Raw genomic sequence first — 16,089 nt, forward strand, 5'->3', positions numbered from 1 at the left:
TCTTGTAAACTGAAATGCAGCAGTATCTACTCTCTCTTCTGATATTCATTCCACTCATTGCTGCGATTGTTGTTCTTTTTGTGCCGTCTGTCTTTCAGCGGAGCTTTCGCATGATCACATTGTCTGCTTCAATTTTACAAGCAATTATTTTTACAATTATTCTTAGTAGCTCTTCAGCAGATGCATCTTTTATAATAAAGGAACAAACGACATGGTTTTCTATTGATATCGGTTCATGGGGCATATTAAAGGCGGAGTACTTTGTATTACTTGATGGTTTAAATGTTTCTTTAGTGGCCTTATCTATTGGTGTGATGCTTATTGCAACCATAGCATCGTGGAAGGAAACAAAGAATCAAAAGGGATATTATGCTTTGCTTCTTATCCTGAATACGGCGATAGTAGGAAGCTTTACTGCACTTGATTTCTTGTTGTTCTATCTTTTTTTCGAGTTTATGTTGCTTCCTATGTTTTTCCTGATCGGGATTTGGGGAGGGCCAAGAAGAGAATATGCTTCGATTAAGTTCTTTTTATATACATTATTGGGATCAATTTTTATTCTGATAGCACTTATCGCTTTATATATCTCAGTTCATGACCCTTCTGCTGTACCTGGCAAACTTGTACATAGTTTCAATCTGCTGACCATGGCAGATCCGAAAAATTATATCTCGAACTCTATTCTTGATCCTAACAATTTATGGATGGTAGGGCCACTCAGCGCCCGCACGTGGATTTTTCTATTGATATTCTTCGGCTTTGCTATCAAACTTCCGATGGTGCCGGTTCACACGTGGTTGCCTGACGCACACGTTGAAGCATCAACTCCGATTTCGGTCATTCTTGCTGCATTGTTGTTAAAGATTGGAGGCTACGGAATATTGAGAATTGCTTATCCTATTTTGCCAGATGCGGCGGTTGAGCTCAGCTGGATTGTTGCAACATTTGGTGTGATCTCAATAATTTATGGTGCCCTCAATGCACTAGCGAGCAAAGATCTAAAAAGACTGATAGCCTATTCGTCGGTGTCCCATATGGGCTTTGTTATTCTTGGCATTTCATCAGTAACGAGTGAAGGCGTGACAGGAGCAATCTATCAGATGTTTAGCCATGGGATAATTTCTGCCATGTTATTTCTTATTGCTGGAGTTTTATATGATCGAACCCATGATCGTATAATCAATAATTATTCCGGGCTGGCTTCTAGAATGCCTGCTTATTTTGTAATGGTTTTAGTCGCATTTTTTGCGTCCCTGGGCTTACCTGGTTTTTCGGGTTTCATCGCTGAAATTATGGTTTTCCTCGGGGCATTTAGATCTGCTTCAGCTAATGGACTAATACATGAAAGCTTTGCTATAATTGCTACTAGTGGCCTTGTATTAGGGGCGGCATATTACCTTTGGACAATTCAAAGGATGTTCTTTGGTCCATTTGATTTAAAAGGCATTGCTTCTAAATCAGAATTATATGACTTAACACCCAGAGAATATATTCTTTTACTACCATTGGCATTTAGTGCATTAGCATTCGGTATTTTCCCTCAACTCATTTTAAATTGGATTAATCCTTTTGCACAGCAGTTTATAGAGGCTGTTCTAAGTAAAGGAGCTAGTTTAACTTCTAACCTTTGATTGTGAATTTACAGGAAGCGCTACATATTATTGAGAAGAGCCTTTCCTATCTCTATCCGGAGTTGATACTTACAGGAGGAATTCTTGTGCTAATAACAATTAGCCTTTTCAAACGGATAAGCTCTATTGTCTTTTCTGTTGTATCAATTAGTATATGTCTCGCAACAATTAGCTTATTAGTTGAAGAGGGCTTGCTCCGCGCATCATTATTTTCTGGGATAATTGTTAAAGAATCTTTTTCGACTTACCTAAAGATACTGGCAAACATCGGGAGTTTAGTAACGTGTGTAATGACCCTAAGTAGTAATAATCAGCGAATGAAAAGCGCTGAGTTCTATGCATTGCTTTTGACCATTGTTCTAGGGGGACATTTCCTTGTGATGAGTAATAATCTTCTTATGGTGTTTATCTCTATGGAGATTATATCAATATCATCATATGTGCTAGCTGGGCATGCAAACACAAAAGAAGCGAGTGAAGGAAGTTTAAAATATTTTTTATTTGGCTCTGTGGCATCTGCCATCATGCTCTACGGTTTTTCACTTCTCTATGGCGTAACAGGCACGCTGGATTTTGCAACAGAAGGATTTGTAAAAGGAATTACAGAATACAACAGCCCAATTCTATTGATAGCAGGTTTTATGGCACTTGCTGGTTTTTTATTTAAGGTAGGGGCAGCGCCAATGCATCCATGGGCACCTGACGTTTACCAGGGTGCCTCTGTTCCTGTAGTAGCTTTTTTGTCTGTCGTTCCTAAACTTGCAGGTATTGGCATTCTGATCAAATTCATTCTTGTTATAAGCGCGTACGGTCAATCCAAATATGATTGGCAGGCCATTATTTCTGTTGTGGCGATACTCACTTTAACCGTAGGGAATTTCTCTGCGTTAGCACAAAGAAATTTAAAACGAATGATGGCATATTCTTCCATTGCCCAAACCGGTTTTTTACTTGTTGGTATTGCAGCATATCTTCCGGAAGGGATTCAGTTTATGCTTTTTTATGCGACCGTATATGTTGCAATGAACTTTATTGTTTTCATTTCATTGCAGTTCTTTGAACAACGAAATATTTGGAATACAGAACATTTCGCGGGAACAGGTAGATTATTATTGTGGCCCTCCATATCCATGCTAATAGGTTTAATAGCTCTAACAGGACTACCACCTACGGCAGGATTTACCGGTAAACTTTTTATTTTTTCCTCTCTTTGGGAAGCATATCACCTTTCTGAAAAAAATATTCTTCTCTGGTTGTTCGTTTTTGGCTTATTAAACACGGTTGTTTCCCTGTTTTACTATTTGAAAATACCCTATTATGCTTTTTTAAAGGAAGGGCAATCGGTTGAGAAAGGAAATTTCAACTTGTGGGAAAATCTTTTGAGTTTAATTCTGGTTTTAGTTGTACTTGGGTTGTTCTTCGCTCCCGGACTGTTGATGTGTTGGATTAATAGCGTTAACTTTGTATTATAAAGTTCATAGTCGGAGCTGTGAACAAACCGAGCGGTGAACAGATAATAAACTACGAATGAGTGACCAGATTCTTCATGAGTGCGGAATAGCCATGATCCGCCTGCGTAAGCCTCTTTCTTATTACATCGAAAAATATGGTACTTCCTACGCCATGAATAAGATGTATATCCTGATGGAAAAACAACACAACAGGGGACAAGATGGGGCAGGTATCGCCAATATTAAAATAGACGTAGAGCCTGGACGCCGATATATCAGCAGATATCGTTCTATAAAAGCACAGCCAGTAGCTTCGCTGTTTAGAAAAATCGCCAAGAAATATAAGAAGGCTCAAAAGTACGGTAAGGATAAATTTAAGGATGCCCACTGGCTAAAGGAAAACGTTGCTTTTACTGGTGAACTTTGGTTAGGTCACTTAAGATATGGCACTCATGGTTTGAACAGCATTGAAAACGTTCACCCGTTTTTGCGTCAGAATAACTGGAGAAGTCGTAATCTGGTTATGGCTGGTAACTTCAACATGACAAATGTTGAAGAATTGTTTGACATCCTGGTTAACTTAGGCCAGCATCCAAAAGAGAAAGTAGACACCGTAACAGTAATGGAAAAAATCGGTCACTTTCTTGATGAGGAAGTCCAAACGCTTTTCGAAAAATATAAAGACAAATATTCTAACAGGGAGATTTCCGAAATCATTGAAGATGAACTGGATTTTCATCGAATTCTAAAACGTGCTTGTAAGGATTTTGACGGTGGTTACACTATGGCGGGCTTAACAGGCTCTGGTTCCGCTTTTGTAGTTCGCGATCCTAATGGCATTAGGCCGGCTTATTATTACGCTGATGACGAAGTAGTGGTAGTTGCTTCTGAAAAACCAGCTATTAAAACCGCTTTTAATATAAACTATAACCAGATAGATGAAATAAAGCCGGGCCATGCATTGGTAATTACGAAAAGTGGTGAGTATTCAATGCAGCAGGTAATTAAGTCGGGTGAGAAGAAACCGTGTAGTTTTGAAAGGATTTACTTCTCAAGAGGTAATGATCCCGATATTTATCAGGAGAGAAAACAACTTGGCCGCCTGCTTGTTCCCCAAGTGCTTAAATCGATCAACTTTGATTTAAAAAATACTGTATTCTCGTACATTCCTAATACCGCGGAAACTGCTTTTTATGGTATGATGGCTGGAATTGAAGATTATCTGATCAATAAACAGAAAGAAATTATTGTTGAAGGAAAACCTTCCGTTGACTCAGTAGAACAAATTATCTCCTTCCGACCACGTATTGAAAAGCTAGTTCTTAAAGACGTGAAGTTACGCACCTTCATTACTGATGATCAACATCGTGATGAAATGGTAGCTCATGTTTATGATACTACCTATGAAGTAATTAATCGGGGGAAAGATACAATTGTCGTAATAGATGATTCAATCGTAAGAGGAACTACATTAGAGAAGAGCATTCTTAAAATGCTTGATCGCCTCGGCCCTAAGAAAATAGTTGTTGTCTCATCTGCTCCGCAGATTCGATTCCCGGATTGCTATGGTATTGATATGAGTAAGATGGGCGACTTTGTTGCTTTCAGAGCAATGACAGCACTGTTAAAGGAGAGAGGGTTGGATTACCTGTTAGGAGAGGTTTATGAGCGTTGTGTGAGAGCAAGAGGACATCAAAGCCAGCAGAACTATGTGAAGCAGTTATATGAGCAATTTACAGATGAAGAAATCTCTGCAAAGATTTCGGAGATTGTTAAACCTGCTGATATGAATGCGGAACTTCAGGTTGTATTCCAAACAGTAGAAAACCTTCATAAGGCTTGTCCTAATCATAAAGGTGATTGGTACTTCACAGGTAATTACCCTACCCCTGGTGGCATGAAGGTAGTAAACCGCTCGTATGTTAATTACATGGAAGGAAAGCTGGTAAGAGCCTACTAAACTGCGGTTAATAAGGCGTTACCATTTTCTAATTATTCTTTTAGTATTGCCCTTTGTTATTGGTTTCCATATTTTCGGTAAACATTTACCGACAATATGAACTATTGGCTAGTTAAAACAGAACCAGATACTTTTTCGTGGGATGATCTTGTACGAGACAAGAAAACAGTATGGGACGGCGTCAGAAATTTTCAGGCTCGTAGTCATCTCAAAGCGATGGAACAAGGTGATCTTGTCTTCATTTATCATACAGGAGATGAAAAGGCTATAATAGGGATTAGTACGGTGTTAAAAGCAGGATATCCAGAGCCGGCTGATAACGAATGGATAGCTGTTGATCTTGCTCCTAAGCAAAAATTAAAAAATCCTGTTACTCTTGCACAAATAAAATCAGACAAGCGTTTAAGTAACATGGTGCTGGTACGTGCTTCCCGTCTCTCTGTTCAACCTGTAAGACCAGAAGAGTTCGATATCGTTGTTGCCCTTAGCGAAGAAAAATAACATGAGAAATTTGTTCCTTTATATTATTCGTAGAAATGCGGGTATTCTTTGTGCTTTACTTTTTGTGTTTGTATCCTTTTCATTAAAGGCTCAAATCTTTCAGACGCAACGCTATGAGAAAAAGCACAAAGGGAGTGATGAGTATTACCATTTAATATCACTGAAGGAAACAGGATTAGCGCTATTGCGTGAACGTGACAAATACGAAGGTAACAAAAGGTTATGGGAGATTACCATACTCGATACTGCTTTGCATGAAAAGAAAAGTGTTGAGTATTACATTGAAGAGCGATTTCCAATGGTAGGATATGAAGTTGCTCCCCAGCGGCTTTATATGTTGTATCGTACTGGAGAAAATTCGCGAAATAGCTTTCGGTTAATTGAAATAGACACAGATAATGGTGTTGAAATAAGCCGCCATGAAATTAAGCCTGAAGTTGATTTTAAAATAACTCATTTTATTAAGGTAGGCCTAAGTGTTGCGCTTGGGGGATACGTTAGCGATGAGCCGGCAATTCTGTTGTACCACCTCAATGATAAAAACATTAAAGTTGTTCCCGGATTTTTTCAGAAGGATAATCAGCTGGTGGATTTAAGAGCTAACCAGAATCAGACTTTTAACACTGTGCTTATTGATAGAATTTCCAGGGCTGAGCAGAAGGTGGTCTTCAAAACTTTTGATGAGTCAGGAAAGCTGCTGTTAGATGATGTTGTTGCTATTGATAATAATCATTCTTTACAAGCAAACATCAGTAGTACATTGCAACGTGAAGAATTAATGGTTTTTGGTACTTGGGGCGACAGGCAAGGAAAGCAATCCTCTGGCTTCTTTTCACTTCCTGTTGATCCGTTTAGTGATCAGAAGATAAAGTATTTTCATTTAGGATCATTAGAGCATTTTCTGGATTACTTAAATCCTAAAAAAGCACAAAGAATAAAGGAAAATACAAAGAATGATGTTGAGGCGGGCAAGAAGCCGTCGTACGCTGCATACGTAATGCCTTATAAAATAGAAGAGCATAAAGATGGTTATCTCTTACTTGCTGAAGTTTACAACCCTGTAAATAATTCTAATCCCTATTATTCAACACCATTTGGTAACTCATACAATACAAATCCTTTTTATTATTATAATCCTTTTTGGCCGGCATACTTTCCGGGTATGCGCACCTACCGACCTTATTACTTTAATAATAATAATGTCAAGAATTCAAATGAGGTAAAAACGCTATCAAGTGTTGTTTTGGCTTTTGATGGCAAAGGCGATCTTATTTGGGATCAAAGTATTAAATTAGATGATATAGAAAAGCCATCTTTAGAACAAGTTGCCGACTACTACTATGACGGATCTGCTTTATCTTTAGTATATAAAAAGGAATCGGAGTTGAAATTTAAATCAGTCAATTTCAGTGATGGAAGTGTTTCGGAGGCTGTAGAGAAAATCAAATTAAATGATCCATTGGATGAAATACGTAGTGAGAAGGAAAGTGAAGGCGGACTCATGCATTGGGTTAATAATACTTTCTTTATTTGGGGATATCAAACAATACGCAATCAAAGCAATAAAGATGACCGGGTTAGGGACGTCTTTTATATCAATAAAGTGGTTGTCAGATAGGGTAATCCTTTCTGTACTGCTCACACTTCTGCTTTTCTTATCTGCAGATGTGAGGGCACAAGTACTACAACCAAGAAGATTTGAAATACCTATCGGCCAAAATGAAACTAACTTTGAAATCATTCCCGCCCAAGACGAAGGTTTGTTTCTTTACAGGGCCTTTACTGGTACAAGAAGCGGTCAGTTGCATCTCATTCATTTGGATACTGCGTTTGCTGAAAAATGGAGTGGGTTCTTACCAGTTGAGAAGAACTATTTTGTAATTGGCAAGAAAGCCTATAATAGTCAACTCTATCTTCTGCTGCGCTATAAGGATTACAGTAAAAATGATTTCATACTTATAATCGTAGATGGGGCCACAGGGAATTATACAAGACGCATTATTAAAGGATATATTCCCTTTTCACCGACGGAATTTCAAGTGGCACGTGCAGCTGTTCTTATAGGAGGATATTATAATAAAGTACCAATTGTTCTTCACTTCTCTTTGGCTAATTTTCAATCAAGAGTGTTGCCAGGAATTTTTAATGAATCAGGAGAACTAAACCAAATACGCGTAAATGAAGATGGTAACTTTGATGTGCTTATCAGCGCACTTAATTTCCAGAAACAGCGAACACTTTGGGTTAAGAATTATGATGTACAGGGAAATCTGTTACGCAATTTTACATTAGATGTTCAGGACAACAGGCATTTGATCTTTGGACGATCGTTAAAAGCAACCAATGATATTCAGATCATTGCGGGAGTTTATGGAAGCCGGTCTGCTGAGTTTTCAAGAGGGATATTTATTGCAAGCATTGATCCTTCGGGTTTGCAGAAAATACGATATTATAATTTTGGCGACCTTGAGAACTTCTTTAAGTACATGAAGGCAAAGCGCGAAAAAAGAGTTAAAGACAGAATAGAAAGAAGAAAAATTAAGGGGAAGAAAATCAAGTTTAACTACCGGTTTCTGGTTCATGAATTAGTGTCCTATAAAGATCAATTTGTACTATTAGGAGAGGCGTTTTATCCTAAATATTCTAGTGTTTCGCCTTATGGTAGTTTCTTCTCTCCTATTGGCAGACCTGCCAATGGTATGATTCAAAATGGAAGAATCTTTGAAGGCTACTTTTATACTCATGCTGTTGTCATGGGCTTTACTCCAGAAGGCAACTTGTTATGGGATAATAGCTTTGAGATTAATGATGTACGAACATTTACCTTAGAGCAATTTGTTAAGCTGGATGTTGACAACGATGAAATAGCCTTGTTATATCTATATGAAAATCAGCTACGCACAAAACTCATTAGAGATAATGATGTAATTGAAGGAAAAACAACAGATCCTATTATAACAGGGTCAGTGAATGACGTTGTCAAGAAAAGTGGTTCTACCAACAAGCTGGAATATTGGTATAGTGAATACCTATATGCCTATGGCGTTCAGGAGATTGAAAGCCAGGTAAAGGGACAGCGAAACAAAAGAGTTTTTTATATTAATAAAGTCAAGCATGTTGATTAATCCTGTTTAAAATTCAGAATAAGCGGATATTAGCATTTTCAATGAATTGTCTCATTTTGAATTATTCCTATATTTGTGCCTGCAAAGTATGCAGAAGAAACTCATCTTAGATTCCGATCTCCTCAATATCACGATAAATCGCCTTTGCCAGCAATTAATTGAAAATCATGATGATTTCTCAGATACGGTTATAATTGGTATGCAGCCAAGGGGTATTCATCTTGCGGAAGCAATACATAAAACGCTGGAGAAGAATATAAAGCAGTCCATCCCATTGGGTTATTTAGATGCTACTTTTCACAGGGATGACTTTCGCAGAAGGGACGTGCCGGCAAAAGCTAGTGAAAGTAGGATTCCTTTTATTATTGAGGGTAAGCGTGTGGTTTTAGTAGATGACGTTCTTTTTACAGGAAGAACAATAAGAGCGGCATTAGATGCGCTTATTACGTTCGGAAGACCATCTAAAGTTGAGCTTCTGGTGCTTATAGATAGAAAGTACAATAGGGAGCTTCCAATTGAGGCCGATTACGTAGGAAAAGTAGTAAATACAATTGCTTCTCAGCGCATATTGGTTGAATTACAGGCTCAAGGACACAAACAAAATAAAATCTGGTTGATCAATAAGGATTAAGCTATGTCTAAATTAAGTCAAAAACACCTGCTTGGAATTAAAGACATCACCAGGGAAGACATAGAACTTATTTTTGAAACAGCTGATACTTTTAAAGAAGTAATAAACCGTCCGATAAAGAAGGTCCCATCTCTTCGCGATGTTACCATAGCCAACATATTTTTCGAAAATTCTACCAGAACGAGGCTTTCATTTGAGCTTGCTGAAAAAAGATTATCAGCCGATGTAGTAAACTTTTCAGCATCTAACAGTTCTGTTAAAAAAGGAGAAACACTTTTAGATACCGTTAACAATATCCTTGCAATGAAGGTAGATATGGTGGTGATGAGGCATGCTAGTCCTGGAGCACCATACTACTTGGCAAAGCACATTAATGCAAATATTGTAAACGCAGGTGATGGTACCCATGAACATCCAACGCAGGCATTACTCGATACTTTTTCTATTCGTGAAAAACTAGGCGATGTGGCAGGAAAAAAGGTTGCGATTATTGGAGATATCCTTCATTCGCGAGTGGCTTTGTCTAACATTTTCGCACTTCAAAAACTAGGGGCAAAGGTAATGGTGTGTGGTCCTCCAACGCTGCTTCCTAAATTTATAGGGCAACTTGGGGTGCAGGTTGAGCTTGATGTAATGAAAGCACTCCAATGGTGTGATGTTGCAAATGTTCTCAGAATTCAGCTTGAACGACAGCAAATAAAATACTTTCCCTCACTCAGAGAATATTCTCTGTATTACGGCATTAATAAAAAGATGCTTGATAATCTTAAAAAGCAGATCGTTATCATGCATCCCGGGCCAATAAACAGGGGTGTAGAACTAACAAGTGATGCTGCTGATTCATCTCACTCCATTATTCTTGATCAGGTTGAGAACGGAGTTGCGGTGAGGATGGCGGTATTATATCTCCTTGCAGGCGCAGCATAGTTACCTCTAATTATAATTTAAGGAGACCCTTTTCCTGATTGCCTCAAATTTTGGGCTCCTTTAGGTCAGATTTTCTTAATTTTAACTCTCAATAAACTGGTTATGATCTACGATTCGATAGTTGAAACTATAGGAAATACCCCTATAGTAAAATTAAACAACATTACCCGGGGGATAAGAGGTACAGTATTGGCAAAAGTAGAATACTTCAATCCTGGAAATTCTACCAAAGACCGAATGGCCTTAAAGATGATTGAGGATGCAGAGAAGCAAGGTAAATTAAAACCAGGCGGAACAATTATCGAAGGTACTTCTGGTAACACAGGTATGGGGCTGGCGTTAACGGCCATTGCGAAAGGCTATAAGTGTATCTTTACAATGGCAGATAAGCAGTCACAGGAGAAAATTAATATTCTTAAAGCCGTGGGCGCAGAAGTTATCGTTTGTCCAACGAACGTTGAGCCAGATGATCCAAGATCATATTATTCTGTAGCCAGAAAATTGAGCAAAGAGATTCCAAATTCTATTTATCCCAATCAGTACGACAATCCATCCAACGCACAGGCGCACTATGAAAGTACAGGGCCTGAAATTTGGAAACAGACGGAGGGAAGAATAACACATTATGTAGCAACAGTAGGAACAGGCGGGTCGATGTGTGGTACTGCTAAATACCTGAAGGAGCAGAACAAATCATTGATTACCGTTGGTATTGATACCTACGGATCTGTTTTTAAGAAGTATAAAGAGACCGGCATCTTTGATGAAAATGAGATATATCCTTATTTAACTGAAGGCTTTGGTGAAGATATCCTTCCTAAAAATGTTGACTTTGATACAATTGATTTATTTATCAAAGTGACAGACAAAGATGGAGCAATTATGGCCCGTAAACTTTCTCGTGAAGAGGGATTGTTTGTAGGTTGGTCGAGTGGCTCAGCAGTACATGGCGCTTTGGAATACGCACAAGATAATTTAAAGAAAGACGATGTAATGGTTATTCTGTTGCCAGACCATGGCACAAGGTATCTTGCTAAAGTATATAATGACCAATGGATGAAAGACCATGGTTTTCTTGAAACCCGCACTTTTGCTTCTGCGAGAGATATCATAACACAACGTAACGGTAAGGATAGCTTACATACTGTACAACAATCAGCAAAAATTAGTGAAGCAATACAAGTGCTTAACCGTGAAGGGATAGATCAGATTCCTGTTACTGAAAATGGTCATTTTGTCGGTAGTGTAAGCTCAGCATCACTACTCGAAAAAATTATCCAGGATCCTAATATTCAGAATAAGGCAGTCGGCGAAATTATGGATAAGCCAATGTTATTTGTAGCACCAGATAGTACCTTAGATGTACTTTCTTCGCTGTTGAATAGGGATAATAAAGCAGTGCTTGTTCGTGATACAGATGAAAAAGTTCACATTATTACACAGCATGATGTTTTAAAGGCAATGGCCGCTCAGTAAGGTTATTGCTTTGTATAATGTATAAGTTCGGGTTAGTAATAGTTGTTTTTTTATTGATTCAGGAGCTGACCGCCCAGGTTCTGCCCGACAGTATTGCTCAAAAATTTAAGGCATTTCCTGAAGACCGTACTTTAGTAGACAAATTGAATGAGGAAGCTTCTAATAGCCTAGGTGTTAACACCGATCTGTCAAGAACCATTTGCTCCTATTCAATGAATGTAGCAGGCAGAATTAAATACACAAAAGGATATGCTCGTGCGTTCACCGTAATGGGAAACTCCTATTGGTATGAAGGGGTTTATGAATTTGCTCAGAATTACTATTTGTTAGCAGTAAGACAGTATAAATCAATTTCTGATAGCGTTGGATTAGGTCAAACTTATAACAACATTGGCGAGGTCTACAAAAAATTATCTGAACCTCATAAAGCCCTTGAATACCTTATAAAATCAATTGAATATTTAAAGAGAGACTCTTTAGCGCAAGCCTTGGTGTTGTACAATATAGGAGAACTATATGTGAAGGTCGGTAATATTGAAAAAGCAAAGGAATACATTGATGCATCCTTCGAAATGGCTGCCAGGCATAAGGATGAAAAAGTGATTGCATATAATTACTGGACGTTAGCGGAGATTAAGATAGGGGAGAAAGACTATAATGTAGCTATTGATTATTTGAAAAGAGCTGAGATAATATGGTCTCAACTTGGAGAGGTAAGATCATTGGTGCAGACTTATCAGAATATCGCAGATGTGTATAGGCATCTTGAAAAATATAATGTTGCTGAGCAGCATCTTTTAAAAGCCATTGAACTTGCCGATAAAATTAAAGTAGCAGATTTACAGGTTAAGAATTATCTCGAGTTTGCACATCTCGATTCCGCGCGAGGCAACTATGAGAACGCATTTCAGCATCTTTCCCGACACAACAAACTAAAAGACAGCGTTTATAATCTACTAAAAGCTGAGCAAGTTGCAAGGCTTCAAACTATTTATGAAACAGAAACACGCGAGGAGGAGAACAGGCAGTTACGTACTGAGCGGGAATTTAAAGATGCTCAGTTGAAATCCCAACGCTTATCACTGGTAGCTATTTCGGTATGCCTGGGGGCAGTAGTAGTCTTGGCTTTGACGCTTTATAGGCAACGCAAAAAGATTTTGCTTCAAAAAAATGCTATTGAAATGCAGGCTACTGCATTAATAAAGCTCAACGAAGAGCTTCAGGAGTTTAATAAAAACCTGGAAGAAAGAATCAGAGAGCGAACGTCACAGCTCACGTTGCAAAATCAACGATTAGCAGAATACACTTTTATCAATGCGCATAAATTGAGGGCTCCTGTAGCAAGTATTTTAGGATTGATTAATCTGCTGAGTCATGCTGATCCTTCTGAGAAAGAAGATATATTGAAGCATCTTTATACTTGTAGCGTACAACTTGACAATGTAATACGTGAAGTAAGCAAAAATCTGGAGGCTGCAATAATCGTTACTGAAGTTGATTCGCACGGTAAAGAGCATTAGTCTTCACGAATTGATTTCTATCAAACAGCTTTGGCAGCCAAGCCTTGCATGAAGCAAAGTTCTGTTTAGTCGCCTACGCCCTTCGACAATACTTCAAATTCTCTTTTTAGCGACTCTCCATCCTCGTCCACCACAACAAGTGTGTGTTTCCCTTTTTTTGGATTAATGGGAAAATGATGTGTTTTTTTTGTTACACCTAAAAAATTACCATCCAGATGCCAGTATACAGTAGTGTTAGGGTTTCTGTGTGCTAATTCGAAAATGGAACTTCCTGCGTTGCCATCAATTTCTTTTGGGATGTAGATCTTTGTATTTTCTTTGGGGTAGATCATATCCATCGTGCTGTTTGCTTTACCTGTCTCGCAGCCTGTTCTAAAGGGAGGCAGCGCTTTGTACGAAATAGTGGCGGCTTTGTAATAATACTCCTGTATGGGAGGAAGAATAAACCAACTTAGATGTGTTATATTTTGAAGCGCCATGCATCCATCGTGAACCTGATATTTTTGGTCTTTGGTTAGGTGTACCATTTTATGATAGGGACAGGAAGACGATGAAAGTCCTTGTTTCACAACCCAGATGGTATCTGTCGGAGTACATAGAGGTGAAGCTCTAAAACCGCTTATTCCACAGGTAGTAACTTCATGCATTTCCGGTTTAGGGAAATCAAACCACTTGTTTTGCGGAAGCTGGGCGAAGATGTCAAACATTACTGGGGCTGCGGCATCGGTTCCTGTAAGTCCAGGTCTTCCTTCACCATCGGCGTTGCCTACCCATACACCCACCGTATAGCGAGGTGTAACTCCAACAGCCCATCCATCGCGAAAGCCAAAACTTGTGCCCGTCTTCCATGCAATTTTTTTAGCGTTATGAAAGTATCTCCATCCTGTTTCTTCACCTGGGCGATAAACTTCTTTTAAAGCCTCAAATGTTGAATAGATGGAGGCTGCGCTTAACCATGAAGTTAACTCAAGGTCTCTTTTAACGGAATCCTGTTGACTCTTTAAATAATAGGGGGCATGAAAATCCGACTTTAAGTATCGATGTGCTCCCGGGTGTTCAAAGTAATTGTTTAGTGTGCGCGCCATAGAAGCATATATCCCTGTAATATCCCAAAGCGTTCCTTCTGCGCCACCTAATATAAGGGACAGGCCATAGTGGTCAGGAGCCTTGGTAAGGGTGTTCATTCCCATGTTTTTCAAGAGCGTATGAAACTTCTCATAACGATAGTCTTTAAGCATGTTAACAGCGGGAATATTCAATGATCTGATCAATGCTTTATCCGCTGGTACTGCGCCATCATATGCATGTGAAAAGTTTTTAGGTGAAAAACCATTGATTAAAACAGGAATATCAGGAAGCAGTGATTTTGGTAGAATTTTACCTTCATCAAGCATGGCTGCGTACAAGAAAGGCTTTAAAATGCTTCCGGTACTTCTCGGCGAGTTAATAATATCAACATCATTTTCATGTCTTTGCTTGCCATCGATATTACCCACATATGCGAGAATTGATCCTGTATTAACATCAATAACAATGGCTGCGGCGTTATGAATTTCATTTGCTGATAAACGCTGATGGTGCAGTTGTAAAATTTCTTCAACACGAAGCTGCAAGCTGTAGTCAATGGTACTTGTTGTTTTCTTTTCTGCGAATTTATCTTTGGCTACTCGCGTTAATAAGTGTTTGGCAAATCGTGGTAGAGGATAAGGCGAATCAGGTAGTGGTTCATCTTTAGCAAGCGAACAGGTAAGTTTATCAATTTTATTAGCGCGTTCGAGTTTGTCAAGCAGTGTGTCTCGCTTTAACTTAAGAGTCTTCCTGTTCTTACCGGGATGAATCAATGATGGTGCATTGGGTAAAACAGCGAGTAGTGCGGCCTGAGACCACGATAAGTCATTTGGTGTAGTGCTGAAATAGCGCCAGCATGCAGCTTCAATGCCAACAACATTGCCTCCAAACGGTGCGTGAGAAGCATATAAGGCCAGAATCTCTTCTTTACTATATCGGATTTCAAGTCGTGTAGCAAGAATAATTTCAATAAGCTTCTCCATGACGTTACGTGATTGACCTTTACGGGAGAGCCTTATCACCTGCATGCTGATGGTGCTGCCACCACTTACAACTTTTCCTGCCTTTATATTCTGCTTAAACGCCCTTGCCAATGAAAGTAAGTCAATACCAGGATGGTTATAAAATCTTTTGTCTTCAAAAGTGATAAGGGCATCAATGAATTTTGAAGGCAAGGTGTCAGTTTCAGGAAAACGCCATTGGCCGTCTCGTGCAATGGAAGCACTTAAAAGCTGTCCGTCTTTTGATTGAAGTACGGTGGAGTAGGGGTCGTTAAAGAGTGTTTTACTTAAAGAGAACCAATAGAATATTATTAGAATTGAGGTAAGCAATATCCACTTTTTTATCCCGCTGATCGCGCCAATTATCGCAGATTGAATTCTATAAACCATTTACTTTTCTGATTATAGAATTTGAAATATTAGTCGTGTTAAAATTTACAAGTAAGGCTAATTTTTTATTGGAAAGTCTTAAATATGTCAATACTTGTTTGTGATGGACTTCGTGTAGCGATTCAATGGACTTTACTTCAATTATGACTAAGTCATTAATCAATATATCGATCCGAAACCCTAGATCCAGATACTCCGTCTCATATTGGACCGGAAGCGCTACCTGTGTCTTTACAATAAGCCCCTCCTTCTTTAACTCATACGCTAGAGCGGCAACATATACTGATTCAAGTAGGCCAGGGCCGAGGTGATTGTATACCCTGAATATGGCTCCTCGAATTTTATATGAAAGCTCGTTCTCCGTCATGTATTTAATTTGCGACTATCAGCGAAATCTGCGGGCAAACG

At 38.8% G+C, this 16,089-nt stretch carries 11 protein-coding genes; 9 read left to right on the top strand and 2 right to left on the bottom strand.

Going from position 1 to position 16,089, the window contains the following annotated elements; all coding sequences use genetic code 11:
* Positions 1 to 14 precede the first annotated feature (14 nt).
* The 9 genes from KK060_RS05495 (at position 15) to KK060_RS05535 (ending at position 13,222) form a co-directional block, all read left to right on the top strand.
* Positions 15 to 1,631, top strand: coding sequence for a complex I subunit 4 family protein (locus KK060_RS05495; protein ID WP_254152692.1), 1,617 nt, complete (start codon positions 15 to 17; stop codon positions 1,629 to 1,631).
* A gap of 2 nt (positions 1,632 to 1,633) precedes the next feature.
* The gene (locus tag KK060_RS05500; protein WP_254152693.1) at positions 1,634 to 3,103 is read left to right on the top strand and encodes an NADH-quinone oxidoreductase subunit N; all 1,470 of its coding nucleotides are present in this window, start codon (positions 1,634 to 1,636) and stop codon (positions 3,101 to 3,103) included.
* 55 nt (positions 3,104 to 3,158) lie between these two features.
* On the top strand, positions 3,159 to 5,042 hold the full coding sequence (locus KK060_RS05505; protein WP_254152694.1) for an amidophosphoribosyltransferase: 1,884 nt from the start codon (positions 3,159 to 3,161) through the stop codon (positions 5,040 to 5,042).
* A 96-nt stretch (positions 5,043 to 5,138) separates the two neighbouring features.
* Positions 5,139 to 5,543, top strand: a complete 405-nt coding sequence (locus tag KK060_RS05510; RefSeq protein WP_254152695.1) for an EVE domain-containing protein — start codon at positions 5,139 to 5,141, stop codon at positions 5,541 to 5,543.
* 1,463 nt (positions 5,544 to 7,006) lie between these two features.
* On the top strand, positions 7,007 to 8,668 hold the full coding sequence (locus KK060_RS05515; RefSeq protein ID WP_254152696.1) for a hypothetical protein: 1,662 nt from the start codon (positions 7,007 to 7,009) through the stop codon (positions 8,666 to 8,668).
* Positions 8,669 to 8,756: 88 nt separating this feature from the next.
* Positions 8,757 to 9,299 (top strand): bifunctional pyr operon transcriptional regulator/uracil phosphoribosyltransferase PyrR, encoded by a 543-nt coding sequence (gene pyrR / locus KK060_RS05520; RefSeq protein WP_254152697.1) that lies wholly within the window; start codon positions 8,757 to 8,759, stop codon positions 9,297 to 9,299.
* 3 nt (positions 9,300 to 9,302) lie between these two features.
* Positions 9,303 to 10,226 carry an aspartate carbamoyltransferase catalytic subunit gene (locus tag KK060_RS05525; RefSeq protein ID WP_254152698.1) on the top strand — a complete coding sequence of 308 codons (924 nt, stop codon included), beginning with the start codon at positions 9,303 to 9,305 and terminating at the stop codon, positions 10,224 to 10,226.
* 102 nt (positions 10,227 to 10,328) lie between these two features.
* On the top strand, positions 10,329 to 11,702 hold the full coding sequence (locus tag KK060_RS05530) for a pyridoxal-phosphate dependent enzyme (protein WP_254152699.1): 1,374 nt from the start codon (positions 10,329 to 10,331) through the stop codon (positions 11,700 to 11,702).
* A 17-nt stretch (positions 11,703 to 11,719) separates the two neighbouring features.
* The gene (locus tag KK060_RS05535; RefSeq protein WP_254152700.1) at positions 11,720 to 13,222 is read left to right on the top strand and encodes a tetratricopeptide repeat protein; all 1,503 of its coding nucleotides are present in this window, start codon (positions 11,720 to 11,722) and stop codon (positions 13,220 to 13,222) included.
* A gap of 65 nt (positions 13,223 to 13,287) precedes the next feature.
* Here the strand turns inward: KK060_RS05535 and pbpC are convergent, their stop codons facing one another.
* The gene (pbpC, locus tag KK060_RS05540; protein WP_254152701.1) at positions 13,288 to 15,681 is read right to left on the bottom strand and encodes a penicillin-binding protein 1C; all 2,394 of its coding nucleotides are present in this window, start codon (positions 15,679 to 15,681) and stop codon (positions 13,288 to 13,290) included.
* Entirely contained in the window at positions 15,671 to 16,048 is a 378-nt protein-coding gene (locus KK060_RS05545) for a GxxExxY protein (protein WP_254152702.1), read from the bottom strand. The genes pbpC and KK060_RS05545 overlap by 11 nt, the downstream gene beginning before the upstream one ends.
* Between the last annotated feature and the right edge of the window lie 41 nt (positions 16,049 to 16,089).

Origin of the sequence: Chryseosolibacter indicum (genome assembly GCF_018598585.1) — a bacterium.
GTDB lineage: Bacteria > Bacteroidota > Bacteroidia > Cytophagales > Cyclobacteriaceae > Chryseosolibacter > Chryseosolibacter indicus.

Bases quoted from the DNA above. Each gene is read 5' to 3' on its own strand.
- KK060_RS05495 (WP_254152692.1), top strand. From the start codon at position 15: ATGCAGCAGTATCTACTCTCTCTTCTGATATTCATTCCACTCATTGCT.
- KK060_RS05505 (WP_254152694.1), top strand. From the start codon at position 3,159: ATGAGTGACCAGATTCTTCATGAGTGCGGAATAGCCATGATCCGCCTG.
- KK060_RS05510 (WP_254152695.1), top strand. From the start codon at position 5,139: ATGAACTATTGGCTAGTTAAAACAGAACCAGATACTTTTTCGTGGGAT.
- KK060_RS05515 (WP_254152696.1), top strand. From the start codon at position 7,007: ATGAAATACGTAGTGAGAAGGAAAGTGAAGGCGGACTCATGCATTGGG.
- pyrR (WP_254152697.1), top strand. From the start codon at position 8,757: ATGCAGAAGAAACTCATCTTAGATTCCGATCTCCTCAATATCACGATA.
- KK060_RS05525 (WP_254152698.1), top strand. From the start codon at position 9,303: ATGTCTAAATTAAGTCAAAAACACCTGCTTGGAATTAAAGACATCACC.
- KK060_RS05530 (WP_254152699.1), top strand. From the start codon at position 10,329: ATGATCTACGATTCGATAGTTGAAACTATAGGAAATACCCCTATAGTA.
- KK060_RS05535 (WP_254152700.1), top strand. From the start codon at position 11,720: ATGTATAAGTTCGGGTTAGTAATAGTTGTTTTTTTATTGATTCAGGAG.
- pbpC (WP_254152701.1), bottom strand. From the start codon at position 15,681: ATGGTTTATAGAATTCAATCTGCGATAATTGGCGCGATCAGCGGGATA.
- KK060_RS05545 (WP_254152702.1), bottom strand. From the start codon at position 16,048: ATGACGGAGAACGAGCTTTCATATAAAATTCGAGGAGCCATATTCAGG.